This window comes from Nocardia jiangsuensis (assembly GCF_042650385.1).
GTDB lineage: Bacteria > Actinomycetota > Actinomycetes > Mycobacteriales > Mycobacteriaceae > Nocardia > Nocardia jiangsuensis.
Genome location: NZ_JBHSAX010000014.1, coordinates 882,696 through 903,003, shown reverse-complemented (window position 1 = coordinate 903,003; position 20,308 = coordinate 882,696). Strand labels below are relative to the sequence as shown.

13 protein-coding genes are annotated in these 20,308 nt (G+C 72.0%); 6 read left to right on the top strand and 7 right to left on the bottom strand.

Translation table 11 applies throughout. The annotated features are described in order from the left end of the window. Nucleotides 1-32 precede the first annotated feature (32 nt). Together ACFO0B_RS18480 and ACFO0B_RS18475 are read left to right on the top strand one after the other, a co-directional pair. Nucleotides 33-863, top strand: coding sequence for a MerR family transcriptional regulator (locus tag ACFO0B_RS18480; protein ID WP_378613696.1), 831 nt, complete (start codon nt 33-35; stop codon nt 861-863). A 15-nt stretch (nt 864-878) separates the two neighbouring features. Further along, nucleotides 879-1,220: a VOC family protein gene (locus tag ACFO0B_RS18475; RefSeq protein ID WP_378613695.1), complete on the top strand. Its 342-nt coding sequence runs from the start codon at nt 879-881 to the stop codon at nt 1,218-1,220. Nucleotides 1,221-1,249: 29 nt separating this feature from the next. Here the strand turns inward: ACFO0B_RS18475 and ACFO0B_RS18470 are convergent, their stop codons facing one another. Then, nucleotides 1,250-1,684: an SRPBCC family protein gene (locus ACFO0B_RS18470; protein ID WP_378613694.1), complete on the bottom strand. Its 435-nt coding sequence runs from the start codon at nt 1,682-1,684 to the stop codon at nt 1,250-1,252. A gap of 259 nt (nt 1,685-1,943) precedes the next feature. Between ACFO0B_RS18470 and ACFO0B_RS18465 the strand changes: the two genes are divergently transcribed. Both ACFO0B_RS18465 and ACFO0B_RS18460 read left to right on the top strand, forming a co-directional pair. Then, the gene (locus ACFO0B_RS18465; protein ID WP_378613857.1) at nt 1,944-3,377 is read left to right on the top strand and encodes an FAD-binding oxidoreductase; all 1,434 of its coding nucleotides are present in this window, start codon (nt 1,944-1,946) and stop codon (nt 3,375-3,377) included. Beyond that, the gene (locus ACFO0B_RS18460; protein ID WP_378613693.1) at nt 3,374-4,690 is read left to right on the top strand and encodes a class I SAM-dependent methyltransferase; all 1,317 of its coding nucleotides are present in this window, start codon (nt 3,374-3,376) and stop codon (nt 4,688-4,690) included. Before ACFO0B_RS18465 ends, ACFO0B_RS18460 begins: the two co-directional genes overlap by 4 nt. Before the next feature lie 131 nt (nt 4,691-4,821). On the opposite strand, the gene ACFO0B_RS18455 is transcribed toward ACFO0B_RS18460, so the two are convergent. The 5 genes from ACFO0B_RS18455 to ACFO0B_RS18435 all read right to left on the bottom strand — a co-directional run bounded on the left by ACFO0B_RS18455 (nt 4,822) and on the right by ACFO0B_RS18435 (nt 16,203). Further along, entirely contained in the window at nt 4,822-8,295 is a 3,474-nt protein-coding gene (locus ACFO0B_RS18455; protein WP_378613692.1) for a protein kinase domain-containing protein, read from the bottom strand. Nucleotides 8,296-8,412: 117 nt separating this feature from the next. Continuing rightward, nucleotides 8,413-9,444, bottom strand: a complete 1,032-nt coding sequence (locus ACFO0B_RS18450; protein ID WP_378613691.1) for an esterase-like activity of phytase family protein — start codon at nt 9,442-9,444, stop codon at nt 8,413-8,415. Between the two features lie 233 nt (nt 9,445-9,677). Further along, the gene (locus ACFO0B_RS18445) at nt 9,678-11,813 is read right to left on the bottom strand and encodes a 3-hydroxyacyl-CoA dehydrogenase NAD-binding domain-containing protein (RefSeq protein WP_378613690.1); all 2,136 of its coding nucleotides are present in this window, start codon (nt 11,811-11,813) and stop codon (nt 9,678-9,680) included. A 48-nt stretch (nt 11,814-11,861) separates the two neighbouring features. Continuing rightward, entirely contained in the window at nt 11,862-13,073 is a 1,212-nt protein-coding gene (locus ACFO0B_RS18440; RefSeq protein WP_378613689.1) for an acetyl-CoA C-acetyltransferase, read from the bottom strand. Between the two features lie 253 nt (nt 13,074-13,326). Then, nucleotides 13,327-16,203 (bottom strand): DNA polymerase III subunit gamma and tau, encoded by a 2,877-nt coding sequence (locus tag ACFO0B_RS18435; protein ID WP_378613688.1) that lies wholly within the window; start codon nt 16,201-16,203, stop codon nt 13,327-13,329. 400 nt (nt 16,204-16,603) lie between these two features. Between ACFO0B_RS18435 and ACFO0B_RS18430 the strand changes: the two genes are divergently transcribed. Continuing rightward, nucleotides 16,604-17,419 (top strand): hypothetical protein, encoded by an 816-nt coding sequence (locus tag ACFO0B_RS18430; RefSeq protein ID WP_378613687.1) that lies wholly within the window; start codon nt 16,604-16,606, stop codon nt 17,417-17,419. Between the two features lie 7 nt (nt 17,420-17,426). Here the strand turns inward: ACFO0B_RS18430 and ACFO0B_RS18425 are convergent, their stop codons facing one another. Beyond that, complete coding sequence (locus ACFO0B_RS18425; RefSeq protein WP_378613686.1) at nt 17,427-18,677, bottom strand: neutral zinc metallopeptidase; 1,251 nt, start codon at nt 18,675-18,677, stop codon at nt 17,427-17,429. A gap of 104 nt (nt 18,678-18,781) precedes the next feature. On the opposite strand from ACFO0B_RS18425, the gene ACFO0B_RS18420 reads away from it, so the two are divergent. Further along, a partial coding sequence (locus ACFO0B_RS18420; protein ID WP_378613685.1) for a DUF2207 family protein occupies nt 18,782-20,308 on the top strand: 1,527 nt, incomplete at its 3' end.

The following is a 20,308-nucleotide window of genomic DNA, read 5'->3' as shown; positions in this document are numbered from 1 at the left end:
CTCCCGCCACGGGAGGGTGTTCGCTGGAACCCATGACAGCGACCGTCCCGATCGGGGAGTTCTCCCGGTTGACCTACCTCAGCGTGAAGGCGCTGCGGTACTACCACGACATCGCGCTGCTCGAGCCCGCGGCGATCGACCCCGGCTCCGGCTACCGCCGCTACTCGGTGGATCAGGTGCCCGCCGCGCACCTGATCCGCCGCCTGCGCGCGCTGGACATGCCGGTGGCGGAGATCCGCACGGTGCTCGGCGCGGCCGACCCGACGGCACGCGACGCCGCGCTGCGCGCGCACCTGCTCCGGATGGAGGAGGAGCTGAACCGCACCCGCGACGTGGTTGCCTCGCTGCGCGCGCTGCTGGCGCCGGGAACGCGCGCGCTCCAGGTGGAGTACCGCAGCACGGCCGCGTTCCCCGCGCTCACCGTCACCGACGGCGTGGCCCGCGCCGACATCGGGCCCTGGTGCGGCAGCGCCTTCGCCCTGCTCTACCGGACGCTGGCAGCCGCGGGGGTGGCGCCGACCGGGCCGGGCGGGGCGACGTACTCCGCCGCCTGGTTCGCGGAGGACGCGGGCGAGGTGACGGCGTACATCCCGGTGCCGCCGGGCACCCGCGGCCCGCTGCCGGCCGCCGCGGGCACGCACCCCGCGCCGATGCTCGCCGAACTTCCCGGCGGCCGGTTCGCGGTCGCCGTGCACGAGGGCGGCTTCGAGGACTTCGACCGCAGCTACGGCGCGCTCGGCAGCCACGTCGCCGCGCACGACGTCTCGCTGCCGGAGCCGATCCGCGAGATCTACCTGGCCGGACCGGACCTGGTCGACGACCCGGCCGGCTACCGCACCGAAATCTGCTGGCCCATCCGCTGATTCAGGAGGAAACCCATGTCACTCGAGCTCGCGCACGTCACCATCGACAGCGAGAACGCCGCCGCGCTGGCCGGCTTCTACGCCGAACTGCTCGACCGGAGGGTCGATCCGGAGGCGTCGGAGTACTTCGCCACCGTCGGCGGCGCCCCGACGCTCATGTTCATCAAGGTGCCGGACAAGACGCCGGGCAAGAACTCGGTGCACCTCGACCTGCACACGCCGGAGCGGCGGGCGCAGGTCGAGCGGGCACTCGCCCTCGGCGCGAAGCAGCTCGGCGATTTCGACGAGTACGGCGCGCGCTGGACCACGTTGAGCGATCCCGAGGGGAACCTGTTCGATATCGGCGAGACGCGCTAGCGGCTCGCCCGTCGAATACCGCGAGACCCCTACGCCAATTCCTTCTTCAGGTTCGCCAGCACCTCGGCCTGGATCTTCTTCAGGCCGAGCGGGGCGAAGATGCCCTCGAAGATGCCCTTGACCCCGCCGGCGCCGTTCCACGTGGTGAGCAGCGTGACCGTGGAGCCGGTGCCGTCGGGGCTCACGGTCCAGGTGTTGACCAGGGTGGAGTTCGAATCCTTCTCGGTGACGGTGGAATCCGTCGCGGTCACCACCGCGTGCACGCTGCGCTGCCGCTTCTCGGTGGCCTGCAGGATCCACTCGGCGACGGTGCCGGTGCCCTTGCCGCCCTCGAGCACGCGGTAGTCGCGGTAGTGCGCGCTCAGGATGCGCGGCCGGACGGTGTCGTAGTCGGCCACGGCCGCCAGCACCCGCTGGGGATCCGCGGGCACCGTGATCGAACTGCTGGCGCTGACCTGTCCCACTTCGCACTCCTTCTCCGGACGCCTGCCCCGGCGCCCTGCTGTCCGAAACGTCCGGGCTGAGGCGCCCGGACGCCTGAGATCCTGCCCGATGCGGTGTCCCGGCACGAATGCGCGCCCACCGTCGAGGCGGATACAACACCGCCGTGTTACCTGCTTGTTCCCTGTTCGCCGCCTCCCGTGACATTTCTCGGCCGACACGGTGAACTTGATGGCCGGTGCCGGTTCGACGTACTAGCGTCGAGGGGTGGCAGTGAGTCCGATGAGGAAGGCCGGCCACGTCCCGGCCGCACGCGAATCCGGTTTCTCCGCGCATCAGGAAGGCGTCGAGCGACTACTCGCGAGCTATCGCGCCATTCCTCCCGATGCAAATGTCCGTTTGGCGAAGAAAACCTCGAATTTGTTCCGGGCGCGGGCGAGCAATTCCGCGCCGGGGTTGGATGTCTCCGGCCTCACCTCGGTGATCGCCGTCGACCCGGAAGCACGCACCGCCGACGTCGCGGGCATGACCACCTACGAGGATCTGGTCGCCGCCACGCTGCCGTACGGGCTGGCGCCGCTGGTGGTGCCGCAGCTCAAGACGATCACCCTCGGTGGCGCCGTGACCGGGCTCGGCATCGAGTCCAGTTCGTTCCGCAGCGGGCTGCCGCACGAGTCGGTGCTGGAGATGGATGTCCTCACCGGCTCCGGCGAGATCCGCACCGTCCGCCCCGACGGCGAGTACGCCGATCTCTTCCGCGGCTTCCCGAACTCCTACGGCACGCTCGGCTACACCGTCCGGCTGCAGATCGAGCTGGAGCCGGTGCTGCCCTACGTCGAGCTGCGGCACGTGCGCTTCCACGACCTGCGCGCCCTCGAGGCCGCGCTGACCGGGATCGTGCTGGACCGGACGCACGACGGCGAGCGCGTCGACTACCTGGACGGCGTGGTCTTCACCGCCGACGAGAGCTACCTCGTACTCGGCAGGCAGACCGACGAACCGGGCCCGACCAGTGATTACACCGGGATGGATGTCTTCTACCAGTCCATCAGGCACGACGGCGCCGCCCCGAAGCGGGACCGGCTCACCATCGGCGACTACCTCTGGCGCTGGGACACCGACTGGTTCTGGTGCTCCCGCGCCTTCGGCACGCAGAACCCGCGCATCCGCCGGTTCTGGCCGAAGAAGTACCGCCGCAGCAGCTTCTACTGGAAGCTGGTCGCGCTGGACCGCAAGTACGGGATCGCCGACCGGCTCGGCGCGCGGAAGGGGAACCCGCCGCAGGAGCGGGTGGTGCAGGACATCGAGGTGCCGGTGGAGCGCACCGCCGACTTCGTCGAGTGGTTCCTGCGGGAGATCCCGATCGAACCGATCTGGCTCTGCCCGCTGCGCCTGCGCGACGGCGGGGCCGATGCCGCCGCGGACGGGCGCGCCTGGCCGCTGTACCCGCTGGCGCCGGGCCGCACCTACGTGAACGTGGGATTCTGGTCGGCGGTGCCGACCGTTCCCGGGCAGCCGGAGGGCGCGGCCAACCGCGCCATCGAGCGCACCGTCACCGAGTTCGACGGCCACAAATCGCTGTACTCGGATTCCTTCTACGACAAGGATGAATTCGCGGCGCTCTACGGCGGCAGCCATTACACCGAGTTGAAAAAACGCTACGACCCGGACCAGCGGCTGCTGGACCTGTATGCGAAGGCGGTGCAGAGACAATGACAACTTTCCGAGACCGATCCGACGTATTGGCCGAACTCGGAACGAAATTGACGATCGCGGAGATCATCGAAACGCTGATCGACGGCCCGGTGCCGGTTCGATTCACCGCGTTCGACGGCAGCGCGACCGGCCCGGAGGACTCCGAGTTCGTCCTGGAGATCCGCAATCCGCGCGGCATCAACTACCTGGTGAACGCACTCGGCGACCTCGGCCTGGCCAGGGCCTACATCGCCGGCGACCTGATCGTGCACGGCGTGCACCCGGGCGACCCGTACCCGGTGCTGCGCGCCATCCAGTCGCTGAAGTTCCACCGGCCCTCGGCGCTGACCCTGGTCACCATCGCGCGCTCGCTGGGCTGGGAGCGGCTGCGGCCGGTCCCGCCGCCGCCGCAGGAGACGCTGCCGCGCTGGCGCCGGGTGGCGCTGGAGGGGCTGCGGCACTCCAAGACCAGGGACGCGGAGGCGATCCACCACCACTACGACGTCTCCAACGCGTTCTACGAGCACGTGCTCGGCCCGTCCATGACCTACACCTGCGCCGCCTACGGCGAGCCGGACTGGACGCTGGAGCAGGCGCAGGAGAACAAGTACCGGCTGGTCTTCGACAAGTTGAAGCTGAAGGCGGGTGACCGGCTGCTCGACATCGGCTGCGGCTGGGGTGGAATGGTGCGCTACGCCGCCCGGCGGGGAGTCCGGGTGATCGGGGCGACGCTCTCCGCCGAGCAGGCCGCCTGGGCGCAGAAGAAGATCGCCGACGAGGGGCTCGCGGAACTCGCCGAGGTGCGGCACAGCGACTACCGGGACATCGCGGAGTCCGGGTTCGACGCCGTCTCCTCGATCGGGCTCACCGAGCACATCGGGGTGCACAACTACCCGAGCTACTTCCGCTTCATCCAGGGCAAGCTGCGCGAGGGCGGGCTCTTCCTGAACCACTGCATCACCAGGCACGACAACACCAGGACCACCAAGGCGGGCGATTTCATCGACCGCTACGTGTTCCCGGACGGCGAGCTGATCGGCTCCGGGCGGATCATCAGCGACATCCAGAATGTCGGGCTGGAGGTGTTGCACGAGGAGAACCTGCGCGAGCACTACGCGCTCACGCTGGCCGAGTGGTGCGACAACCTGGTCGAGAACTGGGATGCCTGCGTCGCCGAGGCCGGGGAGGGGACCGCCAAGGTCTGGGGCCTGTACATGGCCGGGAGCCGGCTCGGGTTCCAGCGCAATGTGGTGCAGCTGCACCAGGTGCTCGGGGTCAAGCTCGGCCCCGACGGTCTCTGGAACGTCCCTCTCCGCCCCTGGTGGAACCCGTAGTTTTCGCACCCCCTCCGGGATGGGCGGCTCTTGCCCACCCCGGGGTGGGGAACCCACCCGACTGGCCGACCGGCATCTCCGCTCCGGCGGTAGCCGAAGGGGGCTCCACCCCGTAGGGGTGGAAAAACTTCTTACTCTTCTGCTCCGAGCACTCGGAGGATCGCCGTGATTCCCGGCCCGGTGTCGAGCAAGGGCCTCGGCCACCCGATCTCGGCGCAGGTGGCGGCGACGGGCCGCACGAGATGCGCCGCCTCCCCGACCCACCCCGCGGCAGCGAGGCACTCCGCGAGCAGCAGCGTGGTGTCGAGCTCGGCCCGCGGCCGCGCCTGCTCCACGGTCCGGCTGCGCAACGCCCGCGCCCGCCGCACCGCCCGATCCGCCGGCTCACCCTCGCCCCCGGCAGCATGCTGTGCCAACAGGGTGCGCACCGCCGCGATCTCCTCCGCCTCGGCGATCAACGCCGCCGCCCCGCGCCGTCGCCCGGCCCCGTAGGTCGCCCCGTCCGGCTCCCTCGGCTCCGGCGCCGCGAACCCGAGCCGCAGCCGCTCGGCCCGCACGTGCGCGGCGAGCCGGGCGAGGTCATTGGTCTCGGCCAGCCGGGCTCCCTCGTCCAGCCGGGCGATCGCGGCGTCCGGGTCGCCGCGCAGCGCCTTCACCCGCGCCCCGATCACGTAGGCGGGGACCAGGAACTCCACCGGCCCGATCCGGGTGGCGAGCCGATGGCTCTCGTCGAGCAACTCGGCCGCCGCCTCCAGATCCCCCTGCCGGTACCGCAGCTCACCGAGCATCGCCGCCGCCAGCCTGGCCGCGTGCGAGCGCGGCCCCGACCTGGTCAGCGCCAGCTCGTAGGCCCGCCGGTACCGGTCGTCCGCGACGTCCACATCGAGCAGCTCGTAGGCGGTGGCCCCCTCGCCGCACAGCCCGAAGACCGCGCCGAGCGGGTCCTTCGACCCGGCGTGGTACTCGGCGGCCAGGTGCTGCACCCGCGCCGCCTCGGCGAAGTCGAACTCCGCCCAGTGCACGAAGCTCGCCAGGTTGGCCGCGGTGGAGACGGTCCACGCCGGCAGCTCGGCGGCCCGGTCGAGGCAGTCGGCCACCCGGTCGAGCACGCCGTCGGTGCGGTCCCGCGCGACGTCGTCCGCGGCGGCCAGCACCGCCGCCTCGCAGCGCTGGGTGACCACCTCGGCATCGTCCGACGACCCGCGCGCCAGCAGGTTCGAGAGCTTGCCCAGCGTGCTGCGCGCCGCACCGGACTGCTGCAGGTTCACATTGGCCCGCGCCACCGCCATGAGCAGCTTGGAGCGCGACGCCACCTGCTGCATCGGCAGCTTGGAGACCGTGCCGAGCAGCGTCGCCAGCCTGGACCCGTCGATCAGGTCCATGCCGCCGCCCTCCAGCAGGTCGAGCGCCATGGTGAGGTCGGCCGCGGCGAGCGCGTGGTCCACCGACTTGCGCAGCTGCTGATGCTCGGCGAACCAGCGGGATGCCTTGCGGTGCAGCACACGGGAGCGGCCGGGCCGCACCCGGTCCAGCCGGGCGCGCAGGTACTCGGCGAAGAGCGGCTGGATCCGGAACCAGCTCGGGTCCCGGTTGCTGCGGGTGACGAAGAGCTCCCTGGACTCGGCGTCGGCGAGCAGCAGCTCGGCCTCCTGGTCGCCGGTGAGCGCGGTGGCAAGCGCGCCGCTGACCCGCTCGGTCACCGAGACGTCCATCAGGAAGTCGAGCAGCCGCGGCTCGAGCGCGTCGAGCACGTTCTCCGTGAGGTATTCGCCGATGCCGTGTTCACCGGGGCTCTGCACCAGCCGCTCCGGATCGGCGCCGTTGCGCAGTGAGAGCGCGGCGAGCGCGACGGCGGCGGGCCAGCCGTCGGTGGCCGCGGCGATCGCCTCCACCTGGGCGTCGCTCAGGGTCGGCGGCTCGCCGTGCGCGAGCACCGCGCCGGTCTCGTCGGGGCCGAAGCGCAGCCGCGCCGCGTCGATCTCGACCAGTTCGTCGTCGACCCGGAGCCTGCTCAGCGGCAGCGCGCCGAGATCCCTGGTCGCGATGACGAAGCGCAGGTGGTGGCAGCCGTTGCCGAGCAGGGTGTCCAGCACCCCGCGGGCGCCCTCGTCGGTGATCCGGTGCCAGTCGTCGATCAGCACGACCACCGGCTCGTCCGAGGAGTGCAGCTCGTCGATCAGGGTGGCGACGACGTAGCCGATGCCGTCCGCGGGCCGCTCCTCCAGCACCTGCCCGAGGCCGAGCCCGATATCGGGGCGCACCCGCCGGATCGCCTCGACCATGTGCGCGAGGAACCAGCTCGCGGCGTCGTCGTCGGCGTCGATCCCGATCCAGGCGGCGGCGATCCCGCGCTCCTGCAGCTCCGCCCGCCACTGCGCGGCCAGCGTGCTCTTGCCGTACCCGGCGGGGGCGTGGATCAGCGCCAGCCTGCGCAGCCCGCCCGAGCGCAGGGTGTGCAGCAGCGCGCCGCGGCGCACCGGCGCGCGCAGCGGGGTCGGCGGCCGGAACTTGGTGGCGGGGGTGGGCGGGACGGTGCTGCGCTCCTTCCCCTCCCACCCGGGGGCACCGCGCCGGGTCGGCTCCGGCGCGGAACCCGCACCGGCGCTGACGACCCCGCCCTCCGCCCCGCCGAAACCGGCGTCGGCGACCAGCGGCAGCGCCATCTCGTCCGGCGGCCTGCCGTGCGCTCGCTGCACCGCGCGCAGCAGCTCGCCGAAGGCGTAGGCGCTGGGTGGGCGCTCGTCGGGGTCGGGGGACATGGCCCGCTCGATCACGCCTGCGACATCGTCGGGGATGGCGTGCTGGCGCAGGTCGGGCACGGGCTGCGTGGTGATCCGCAGGAACTGGGCCACCACCTTCTCCCCCGCCTGCCGTTCGAAGGCGGCGTGCCCGGTGAGCACCGCGAACAGGGTGGCGCCGAGGCCGTAGATGTCGGAGCGCACGCTCGGCTCCTGGCCGCCGAGCACCTCGGGCGCGGTGTAGGCGGGCGAACCGGTGATGAGATTGCCCGATGTCCGGAATCCACCGGGGATGCGGGCGATGCCGAAATCCGTGAGCTGTGGTTCGCCGTAGGCGCTGAGCAGCACGTTCGCCGGCTTCACGTCCCGGTGCAGGATGCCGGCCCGGTGCGCGCTCTCGATCGCGCCGGACAGCCGGACCCCGGCGCGCAGCGTGTCGGCCCAGCCGAGCGGCCCCTGCTCGCGCAGCGTGTCGTCCAGCGAGCCGCGCACGCAGAACGGCATGACGATGATCGGCAGCCCGCTCGGCGTGACGTCGACCTGCAGGATGTCCAGGATGTTGGGGTGCCCGGAGAGCCGGCCCATGGCCTGCTCCTCACGCAGGAAGCGGGCCCGGCTCTCGGCATCCAGATCCGAGGAGAGCACCTTCACCGCGACCACCCGGCCGAGCGTGGCCTGCACGCAGCGGAAGACCACGCCGAAGCCGCCGCGGCCGATGGTCGACGCCTCGGCGAGCCCCATTCCGGCCAGCTCGGCGACGATCTCGTCCAGCTCGTCGGCCGGGCCCGCCTCGGGCAGGTGCCTGCTGGTCTCGGATCCGGCCGGCCCCCGGTCCGGGGCCGCCCGTTCCGGCGAGGGTAGGTTCACCGGACCACCTCGACCTCACTCGACGGCGTGGCGCACACCTTCCAACGTAGCGCGCCGAATGCCGGTACGGTGCGCTTCCGCCCGGCGCGGCGGCGCACGGCCGATCGGAGGTTCCGATCAGCGCAGCGCCAGCGCGATCACCTGCGTCTTCTGCTTGTCGTCGAAATTGTTGTCGCTCACGAGGATCAGCGTGCGTTCGCCGCTCGCGAGCCGCGGCCCCCAGGTCATCCCCTCGATGTTGTCCACGTGGCCGAGGCCGAGCTGGGTGAGATCGGCCACCAGTTGCTTGCCGACCGGCTTGGCGCCGCCGATCGGCTTGTCCAGCACGGTGCCCGCGCCCGCGATATCGGCGCGGAAGATCCGGATCCGGTTACCCTGCCCCGCCACATAGCCCCGCTCCAGTACCAGCAGCTTGGTGGGGTCGAGCGGGTTCTCGGCGAGGATGCTCGCGACGCCGTTGTTGCCGTCGCCGGGTGCGAAGATCGGCTCGACCGGATAGGCGTACTGCGCGAGCACCGGCCCCGAGCGCGCCTGCACGGTGAGCCGGACCGGCGCGCCCGCGGCGGCGCTCGGGGCGGGGCCGTCCTGCAGCAGCGGCCCCTCCAGCGCGGTCACGAAGAGCATGCCGTCGGCGGCGAAGGTGGCGCCCTCCAGCCCGGCATTGCGGCGCGGGCCCGCGGTGGCGCGCATGGCGGTGTTGCCCGCGATCGGGAGTTCGCCCGCGTAGCCGCCGTCCGGGTGCGCGATCCGGGTGGCCGGGTCGATGAGCAGGTCCTCGAACCGCTCACCCTCCTGGGTCCAGACGAAGTCACCGGTGCGCGGATCCACCCGGATCTCCTCGGGATCCACCGAGAGCGCGCTGTAATCACCGCCCTCGGGGGCCTGGAGCGGGTGCGTCCCGGTGAGCGTGATCGGGCCGATGCCCTTGTCGTCCACGGCGAACCGCGCGGTATAGAACCGGGCCGGGTCGCGTTCCGAGCGATCGTCGCTGATCAGGACGTATTCACCGGTGCGCGCGGCGAAATCGATCCCGGAGAGCCCGCCCACCGCCGTCCCGTCGAACTCCAGCCCGAAGGGGAGCACCTGTTCACCGAGGAGCCGGACCGGGGGCGGCGCGGCCCCCGCCATCGGCACTCCCCCCGGCAGCACCAGTGCCGCACCTGCCAATACACCTGCAACGGCCCGACCCGTCCGCCCAACTAGCACGCGATAAAACTAGCCGAACTCGCGAGTAGGAGTGAAGAGCACCACAAACCGTACGGTTACCGAACACCGTGCCGTTCACCACAGCGAAACGCGGTGCGCGGCCCCCGGATCCGTGCAGCGGGAAAAGCGGCGGGCCCGCCACCGCGGCGCGGTGACGGGCCCGTCGGGCTTGCTGGCTACTTGCGCAGCGAGGCCGGGACCTCGAAGCGCTGGCCGTAGTTCTCGGCCAGGTAGTCGGCACGGGCCACGAAGGCCTCCTGCCCACCCGGGTAGCCGACGATGAACTGGTGCACGCCACCGGTCCAGGCCGGGAAGCCGATGCCGAAGATCGAGCCGATATTGGCGTCGGCCGTCGAGGTGAGCACCCCTTCGTCGAAGCACTTCTGGGTCTCGATGGCCTCGGCGAACAGCATCCGGTCGATCAGGTCCTGGAACGGGACCCGCAGGTCGGTGCTGGTCTTGTAGTGATCCCGGATGCCCTGCCAGATGTGCAGGCGCTTGCCGTCCTCGTCGTACTCGAAGAAGCCGGCCTTCTCCAGCCGGCCGGGGCGGCCCTGCTCGACCATGAAGTCGATGACGTCGAGCGCCGGGTGCCGCTCGGCGCCGAGGGTGATGTCGCCCCGCTCGGCCGCTTCCTGGGTCTCCCTGGCGATCTTCTGCATGAGCTTCATGTTCAGCTCGTCGGTCAGCTGCAGCGGCGCGGCCGGGTAGCCCGCGTGCAGGCCTGCCTGCTCGATCGTGGCGGGCTCGATGCCCTCCGTGAGCATGGCGATCGCCTCGTTGACGAAGGTGCCGATCACCCGCGAGGTGAAGAAGCCGCGGCTGTCGTTGACCACGATCGGGGTCTTCTTGATCGCGAGGGTGTAGTCGAACACCCGGGCCAGCGCCTCGTCCGAGGTCTTCTCACCGCGGATGATCTCGACGAGCGGCATCTTGTCGACGGGCGAGAAGAAGTGGATCCCGATGAAGTCCTCCTGCCGCTTCACACCGTTCGCGAGACCGGTGATCGGCAGGGTGGAGGTGTTCGAGCCGAGCAGCGCGTCGGGGGTGACGATGTCCTCGATCTCCTGGAACACCTTGTGCTTGAGCTCGGTGTTCTCGAAGACCGCCTCGATCACGAAATCGACGCCGGCGAAGTCGGCCGGATCGGCGGTCGGCGTGATCCGGCCCAGCAGCGCCTTGGACTTCTCCTCGGTGGTGCGGCCCCGGGAGAGCGCCTTGGCCTCGATCTTCTCGGAGTAGTTCTTGCCGCGCTCGGCCGCCTCGATGGTGACGTCCTTGAGCACGACCTCGAACCCGGCCTTGGCGGAGACGTAGGCGATGCCCGCGCCCATCATGCCCGCGCCGAGCACGCCGATCTTCTTGATCTCGCGCTTCGGCACGTCCTTCGGCCGCGAGCCACCGTTGTTGATGGTCTGCAGGTCGAAGAAGAACGCCTGGATCATGTTCTTCGCGACCGGCCCGGTGAGCAGGTGCACGAAGTAGCGCGACTCGATCAGCGAGGCGTCGTCGAAGCCGACCTGCGAGCCCTCGACCGCGGCCGAGAGGATGGCGCGCGGGGCGGGCATGTTGGCGCCCTTGAGCTGCTTGCGCAGGTTCGCCGGGAAGGCGGGCAGGTTGGCCGCGAAGGCAGGCGAGGCCGGGGTGCCGCCGGGGATCTTGTAGCCCTTCACGTCCCAGGGCTGCACGCCGCCGTCGGGGTTGGCCTTGATCCACGCCTTCGCGGCCGGGACCAGCTCGTCGACCGAGCCGACCAGCTCGTCGACGAGCCCGATCTCCTTGGCCTTGGCCGGCTTGTTGCGCTGGCCCTGCAGCAGCACCTGCATGAGTGCGACCTGCAGGCCGAGCTTGCGGACGGTGCGGATGATGCCGCCGCCGGCGGGCAGCAGGCCGAGGGTGGCCTCGGGCAGCCCGATCTGCGAGCCGGGCACGTCGGCCGCGATCCGGTGGTGGGTGGCGAGCGCGATCTCCAGGCCGCCGCCGAGCGCGGCGCCGTTGATGGCGGCCACGACCGGCTTGCCCAGGGTCTCCAGCTTGCGCAGGGCGCCCTTGATCTCGGCCAGCTCGTCGAAGAGCGCCTGCGCGTCGTCCGGGCCGACGTGCATCATGTTCTTCAGGTCGCCGCCGGCGAAGAACGTCTTCTTCGCCGAGGTCAGCACGACACCGGTGATGTCGTCCTTCTCCGCGACCAGCCGGTCCACGGTCGCCGTCATCGACTTCTTGTACAGCTCGTTCATCGTGTTGGCGCCCTGGTTCGGGTCGTCCATCGTCAGTACGACGATGCCGTCCGAATCCTTTTCCCAACCGATCATGTTTTCGCTCACAGCTCTGTGTCTCCTATTTCCGGCTGCCGGTTGGGGTCAGACCCGCTCGATGATGGTCGCGACGCCCATGCCGCCGCCGATGCACAGGGTGACCAGCGCGTAGCGCGCGTTGCGGCGCTCCAGCTCGTCGACCATGGTGCCGGTGATCATGGCGCCGGTGGCGCCGAGCGGGTGGCCCATCGCGATGGCGCCGCCGTTGACGTTCAGCTTCTCGTCCGGGATGTTCAGGTCCTTCTGGAACTTGAGCACCACGGAGGCGAACGCCTCGTTGATCTCGACCAGGTCGATGTCGTCCAGCGTCAGCCCGGCCTTGGCCAGCACCTTGTGCGCGGCCGGGGTGGGGCCGGTCAGCATGATGGTGCCGTCCGCGCCGGAGGTGGCGGTGGCGACGACGCGGGCGCGCGGCGTCAGCCCGGAGGCCTTGCCCGCCTCCTCGCTGCCGACCAGGACCAGGGCGGAGCCGTCGACGATGCCCGAGCTGTTGCCGCCGTGGTGCACGTGGTCGATCTTCTCCACGAAGTGGTACTTCTGCAGCGCCACCGCGTCGAAGCCGCCCATCTCGCCGACCACCGAGAAGGAGGGGTTCAGCTTGGCCAGGTCCTCGACGGTGGTGCCCGGGCGCATGTGCTCGTCCCGGTCCAGCACGATCAGGCCGTTGATATCCCGCACCGGCACGATGGACTTGGCGAAGTAACCGCCGGTGGTGGCCTTGGCGGCCAGGTCCTGCGAGCGCACCGCGTAGGCGTCGACATCATCGCGGCTGAAGCCCTCGATGCTGGCGATCAGGTCGGCGGAGACGCCCTGCGGGACGAAGTAGTTGTCGTAGTTGGTGGCCGGGTCGAGCGCCCAGGCGCCGCCGTCCGAGCCCATCGGCACGCGGGACATCGACTCCACGCCGCCGGCCAGCACCAGGTCGTCGAAGCCGGAGCGCACCTTCTGCGCCGCCATGTTGACGGCCTCCAGGCCGGAGGCACAGAAGCGGTTGATCTGCACGCCGCCGACGGTGTCGGGCAGCTTGGCGCTCAGCACGACGGTGCGGGCGATGTCGCCGCCCTGGTCACCCACCGGGGAGACGACACCGAGGATGAGGTCCGAGATCCGGTCCTCGTCGAGGTTGGGGAAGCGGTTGCGCAGCTCCTGGACCAGACCAACGGTCAGATCGACCGGCTTGACCGAGGTCAGCGTGCCTTTCTTGTTACGGCCGCGCGGGGTGCGGATGGCCTCGTAAATGTAGGCCTCAGTGGTCATATCGGGGTGTTCCTTCCTAGGGGTGCGGCGGTGCGGACTCTCGTCCGTCCAGACGCTTCGTGTCCGTACCGCGAGCGGTGCGGACGCGGGGGGTTACCTCGCCGACCGGCCCTGGGACCGACCGTCCTGACGCTGTACAAAACCGGTCATGCAGCGATCGGCGCGTTTGCGCGCCCCGACCGAGCTCGGCCACCCGACCATACTACCGCGTGTGCGAACTCCGGTTAACTTAACGTGCTGAGGGCAAGGGTTGTCAACCATCCAGCCGTGTGGCACCCAGCTCACTGCGGAGCAGCTCGAGCGCCAGCTCGTCCGGGTCGCGCCGATCGCCGGGCGCCACCGGTTCCGCGGCGGCTTCCAGCATCTCCCGCTCCTCCTCCGCCGTGGTCGGCGGGATGGCGGCGCCGGAGCCGTAGCCGGAGCCGTTGCCGCTGGTCGCGGCGGGGTCGGGCGGGTAGGCGTCGGCCGGGCCCGGGTCGTCGGGGAGGTCGGGGTAGTCCGGGGGTGGGACGTCGTCGTACGGGGTGCGGGTCGGCGGTGCCGCAGTGCCGCGGCCGGCGGGGGGCGCGATGGTGCGGCCGCTCGTCGGGGCCGGGCGGGCCTGCGGCTCGGGGCGGGTCGCCGGGCCCCAGGCGGGTTCGCCGTCGGGGTCATCGGCGCCCGGCTCGGGGCGCGCCCGGTTCCCCTCCCGGTTCTGGCTCGGGCGGGAGTAGCGGGCTGCGCCCTTCTCCGGCTTGCGCTCGGCGCCGCGGCCCTGCTGCCTGGCCGGGGCCGGTTGGCGCGGCGGGGCGCCGCCCGCCTCCCAGCGCAGGTCGAGTTCGCGGTTCAGCACCGCGCGGATGGCGGAGCGCACCGCCTCCACGTTGCGCGGGTCGGCGAGCCGCTGCGCCAGCGGCGGGCTCTGGTGCGCGAACACCACGACGCCGCGCTCAACTCGCAGCACCGACGCGCCGGAGAGCAGCGCCTGCAGGGTCGGGCCGAATTCCCGGACCCGGCTGCGGATCTCCGGCCAGTTCTCGGTCACGACGCGCTGGATCTCGGCATCCGAGTCGCCCGGCGCCGGGCCGGACCCGTCCGATTGCGCCGCCGCCTCGTCCGCGGGTGCTTCGATCGCTGCGCGCGCGGGGTCCGCCGCGGCTGCCGTACTCGGCGCGGGCGCCTCGGCAGCCGTTTCCCGCGGCTCGACCACGGGCGGGTTCGCAGCGGCCCCCTCGGCTGCCTCCCGGCCGCCACCATCGGCCACCGGCACGGTCGTGCCCGATGCCACCGGCGCCCCTTGACCACCGTCCGCCGCCGGGCCGGTCACCTCCCCGCGGGAAGTCTCCGGCGACCGCTCGCCGACCTCTGCCATCGGCCCGGTCACATCCCCGGGGGGAGCCTCCGACGATCGCTCGCCGACCTCTGCCGTCGGCCCGGTCACATCCCCGGGGGAAGCCTCCGACCGTCGTTCACCGACCTCCGCCGTCGGCCCGGTCACATCTCCGAGGGAAGCCTCCGGCGACCGCTCGCCGACCTCTGCCGTCGGCCCGGTCGCGTCCGCGACAGATACCTCGCCCGTCTCCTGCCCACCGTCGGCCGCAGGATTCGCGCCGAGCGGCGCCCGGTCACCCGCAGGGGCGGCAGCGCCGGTCGGGGCCGCACCGATGGCGTCGGCCGCCGCCGCCCGTTCTTCGTGCGGAGCGGCAGCGGCCGACTCGACCCGGCCGGCATCCGAGCCGCTTCCGGGCGCGTCTTCCGAGCGGGGGGCGGATTCCGCTCCGGCCTCCCTGCCTGCGCCCCTCGCCGCCGGCGCATCGGACGCGCCCTCGGCACCGTCGGCGGACGACGCGTCCGGCCCGGCCCCGCGCTCCCGCCGGAGCAACGCCATCGCCTCGGCCCCGCGCCGCCGCTGCGGCTGATCGGCGCCGACGACGGGCACCGGATCCGGCGGCACGGCGACGGTCGCGCCCGCACCGCTCGGCGGCGCGAAGACCCCGCCCGCAACGGCCTTCTCCAACCGCTCCAACCGCTGCAGCGTCGCCGCGTCGGAATCGGAGGCGGCGGGCAGCAGCATGCGCGCGCAGACCACCTCGAGCAGCAGCCGGGGCGCGGTGGCGCCGCGCATCTCGCCGAGCCCCTCGTGCAGCAGCTCGGCGTACCGGGTGAGGGTGGCGGGGCCGATCCGCCCCGCCTGCTCGCGCAGCCGCTCCAGCACGTCGTCGGGGCCCGCGACCAGCCCGCGCTCGGTGGCGTCCGGCACCGCCCGGACCAGGATCAGGTCGCGCAGCCGCTCCAGCAGGTCGACGGCGAAGCGCCGCGGATCGTGCCCCGCCTCCATGACCTGCTCGACCACCCCGAAGAGCGCGGCACCGTCGGAGACCGCGAGCGCGTCGATCGCCCCGTCGATCAGCGCGACGTCGGTGACGCCGAGCAGCGCCACCGCCCTCGGGTAGGTGACGCCCGCGGGCCCCGCCCCGGCCAGCAGCTGGTCGAGCACGCTCAGGCTGTCTCGCGGCGAACCACCGCCGGCCCGGATGACCAGCGGGTACACCGCGTCCTCGACCGGCACCGCCTCCTGCTCGCAGATCTTCCCGAGCAGCCCGCGCATGGTGGCGGGCGGCAGCAGCCGGAACGGGTAGTGATGGGTGCGCGAGCGGATGGTGGGCAGCACTTTCTCCGGCTCGGTGGTGGCGAAGACGAAGATGAGGTGCGCCGGCGGCTCCTCGACGATCTTGAGCAGGGCATTGAAGCCCGCCGTCGTCACCATGTGCGCCTCGTCGACGATGAACACCCGGTACCTGGACTCCGCGGGCGCGTAGAAGGCGCGATCGCGCAGCTCGCGGGTGTCGTCGACGCCGCCGTGGCTCGCGGCGTCGAGCTCGATCACGTCCAGGTTGCCCGGCCCGCCGGGGCCGAGCGCGACGCACGACGGGCAGACCCCGCACGGCGTCGAGGTCGGACCATCCACACAGTTCAGCGAGCGCGCCAGAATGCGCGCCGACGAGGTCTTGCCGCAGCCGCGCGGGCCGGAGAACAGGTAGGCGTGGCTGATGCGGCCGGTGTCGAGCGCGGTGCAGAGCGGTTCGGTGACGTGCTCCTGCCCCACCACCTCAGCGAATGTTGCCGGTCGGTACTTCCGGTACAGAGCCACGGCCAGAGGCTACCGGCGGCCACCGACAGCGGGCCAGCCGCGCTCCGCCTGTCCGGAAAGCGATCCGGCGCACCACGGAACGCAATAAGTGATGCAAATCACATACCTACGGCGACCCTTTTCACAGGACCAGGGCACACCACGTGGGGCTATCGGGGAGCAATCACCCGCTGCCGGTCTCCGTACAGCCACCGTTCGCCCGATGAGAATCGCCGAACAGCTCGCCAAGCAGACCCGACGCCCGTTTACCCTCCGTTTCCCGCTCGCGCGCATCACGTTTGCCGATCGGCTGGTGTGCAATTTGCTGGTTATCTTGGATTGATTCCCCGCAAATTCAGCGCCACCACGGAATCCAACGGCGACACGATCGCCGCCGATTCGTCGAGGAGTGTGTATCGCCGTGCCGTCGTGTGACACCATCGCCGCAGCCTGGCTCGCGCGCACCGAGCTCGCCGCCGACCGCTCCGCGGTCGCCCTGCTGAGCCGGGCCATCGATCCGCCCGAGTCCGCGCCGGAGCGCGACCCGCTCCCGATCACCGCCGCCGCCGAGCCGGCCACCGCCGCGGCCATCCTCGAGCTGCTGGAGCACGGCGAGGTGCCGACGCTCGCCGCCGTCCGCACCCACATCGCGCACCGGGAGCTGCGCGGCGAGGCCGAGCGGACCGCACGGCTCGGCGAGCTCGCGCAGTGCGGCATCGACGATTTCGGGCGCATCCTGGCCCGGCTCACCCACGACCACTGGATCCGGCACGGCACCGGCCCGACCCGCCGCGACGTGCTCGACGCCCCCGCCGTGCACACGGCGGTCCGCGAGCACGTCGGCGACGTCGCGCCGACGGCCGTGCGGCACCTGTGGCTGCTGGAGCGGGCGCAGCGGGCGGGGTGGATCGCCTACAACACCAGCCCGCGTTCGCTCTGCGCCGGCCGCCGCTTCCACGCCGCCAAGTACGGGCAGCGGGTCTCGCTGCAGCCGGTGGAGACCATTGGCACCCTGGTCGCGCGCTTCGCCGACGACTACCGCACCAGGTACGACCGCTCGCCGCGGTGGAACACGCTCGCCCACGACCTGCGGGACAACCGCGGCCGCCGGGTCTTCTTCGACACCGCCGACGCGCACGTGCAGCGGCTCTGGCTGGTCACCGCCGGCTGGCTGGCCACCCCGAACGACCTGCCCGCGCCGGGCCCGCTGGCGCGGCGGCTGCTCGCCGCGCGCTGACCCGGGCTCAGTTCACCTGCCCGGCGGCGGCGGTGAAGGTGTTGCAGCGCGCGGTGCGGTTCTGCTCGACCCCGTTCTCGAACCACCGGCCGCCGTTCTCGGCGGTGCCGTGGTCGCGCATGTCGCCCGCCTGGTCGCCGCGGCCGTAGGCATCGCGCCTTGCCACATTCAGCTGGGTCGAGCTCAGCGAGCCCGCCTCCGAGGAGCTGCCGATGAACATGCCGTCGAAGCAGTTGGCCTGCAGCTCGACCCGGCGGGAGAGCTCCAGCCCCTGCGTGCTGCGCACCCCGGCGTCCACCCGGTCGCTGTTCGCCCGGCGCAGGATGCCGCTCAGCGCCTGCACGTGGTGGCCGTACTCGTGCGCGAAGACCGACAGGTAGACCACCCAGTTGTCCTCGAAGAGGTCGGTCTGCAGCTGGCTGATCGGCATGTAGATGGTGTGGTTGGCCGGGCAGTAGAACGCGGCGAACTCGCTGGTGGTTCCGGTGCACGGGGTGGTGACGCCCGCGGTGGAGGCGGTGATCGAGAGCGCCGGGTCGGAGAACGGGAGCCCGGCCCCGGTGAGCACCGGGCGCCAGGCGTCCGCCAGGCACCCGGCCGCGGTCTCGAAGAAGGTACGCGCGACCTCGACCCCGGTGCCCCAGGGCGCGTAGTCGCAGTCGGCGGGCAGCAGGGTGGCCGAGGCGTCGGTGAGCAGCGGGTTGGTCGCGGTCTCGGCGGGGCCGCTGTCGGTCTCGCCCGGCGGCTGGTAGCCGAAACTCGGGTCCGGCCCGGTGGACTGGTCGGCGGTGTGCGTGGCGGCGCCGAGCCGGACCAGCCCGACGACCACCGCGATCACGATCGCGAGCACGGTGAAGACGATCTTGCCGCCGCCGGATTCGCGCGGCCGGTTCGGGCCACCCGGCGGGCCGTAGGGCGCGGGCGGCCTGCCGTACGGCGGGGGCGCCCCGTACGGCCGCGGCGCCCCGTACGGCTGCGGCGCGCCGTAGGGCTGCGGCCGCTGTTGTGAATACGCCTGCGGCGGCGCGTAGCCCGACGAGGGAGCGGACCGCCCCTGCGACGGACTCGGCCGCCCGGGCGGCGGCGCGGCATAACCGGGCGGCGGGGCGGGATTGCCGGGCGGCGGAGCGGAGTGCCCGGGGGGCGGCGCGGAGCCGGGCGGCCTGCGCTGCCCCGGCTGCTGCGGATAGCCCGGCGGCGGGCGCTGCCCCGGGGGCGGCCCGTACGGGCCGTACGGGCCCTGACCTCCTCCGGACACCGGGCCATGACCGTGCGGAGGTCGAGTCACTCCACCGTCCCCCTCCGCTTCACAGGTTCAACAGCCGCCGAGGAAGGATAGCAACCCGTCTAGAGTATCCAGCCATGCTGAGTTTCCGGGGGGGCGCCCGAGCCGCACTCCTGCTCCTGGCCGCGGCGGCAACGTTCGCCGGCGCGCCGCTCGCCACCGCCCAGCCCGCGCCGGGCGCTGCGATCATCGCCGATCTGACGCTGAACCGGGACGGCGTGCTCGAGGTGGTCGAGACGATTTCGGTGCCCGAAGGCGGGAAGTTCACGATGTCGCTGCCGCTGCGGCTCGATCTCGGCGACGGCAGGGAGCGCCGCTTCGAGGTCACCGACGTGGCCACGCAGGGCACCGGGACGACGACCTTCGCCGACGACCAGTTCACCATCGAGGCGAACCCGGGCGAGTCGACCTTCCGTTACCACGTGCGCAATACCGTCGGCGTGGCGCCGGAGAGCCAGGTCTTCAACTGGGTCGGGCTGCTGAACGCCGACGTCTCGTCGATCAGCGCCACCGTGGTCGCGCCGAGCTACCAGATGGCGCTGGTGGACTGCAAACTCGGCCCGATCGGCGCCACCAGGCCCTGCGCGGACGTGCACATCGAGCCGGACGGCGTGCTCTACCTGGAGCAGACCGGGCTGCAGCGCGGCGACGCCATCGATCTGCGGCTGCAGCTGCCGCCGAACACGGTGCCCGCCAATGCCGACATCACCGAGCCGGGCCGGTCGCCGTTCGCGCTCTCCCTGCCCGCGCTGATCGCCTTCGGCGTGCTGCTCGCCGCGCTGGCTGGAATGGCGGCGCTGGTGCTCGGGGCACGGCGCGGCACCGCCGACGACGGCACCCGCGTCATCGATCCGCTGCTGCGGGACGGCAACACCGTGCAGTTCACCTCGCCCGAGGGCGTGCTGCCCGGCGAGGCGGGGCTGCTGCTCGACGAGCACGCCGACCCGGTCGACCTCGCCGCCACCGTCATCGACCTCGCGGTCCGCCGCTACCTGCGGATCAGCCGGATCGCGGAGGCGGACTGGCGGATCGAGCGGGTGAACCCGGCCGACGACCAGCTCCGCGACTACGAGCGGATCGTCTACGAGACGCTGCTGCCCGCGGAGGCGGACGCCGTCCGGTTCTCCGAGCTGAGCGCCCCCGGCCGGATGTCGCTGGACGCCCTGCGCGCCGGGCTGATCGCCGATGCCGTCGCGCGCGGCACCTTCACCGATCCGCGCAGCCGCGCGCTGCCGCGCTACCTCGGCGCCGCGCTCGTCGCGGTCGGCGCCGCGGTGACCGTCGTGCTCGCGCTGACCGCGGGGCACGCGCTGGTCGGCGTCGCGATCGCGCTCGGCGGGGTGGCCGCGCTGCTGCTGCCGAGCAGGCTGCCGCTGCGCACCGACCGCGGCCGGGAGCTGGCCGCCCAGCTCCGCGCCATGCAGCGCGGGCTGGAGCAGGTCCGGCGCGCGGACGTTCCGGTCGATCAGCAGGAGCTGCTGTTCTCCCGGGCACTGCCCTTCACGGTGGTCGGCGGGCGCGGGGACAACTGGATCCGGGTGTTCGGCGATCTCGATCCGACCGCCGACGGCGACCCGGGGCTCTACTGGTTCGGCGGCTTCGAG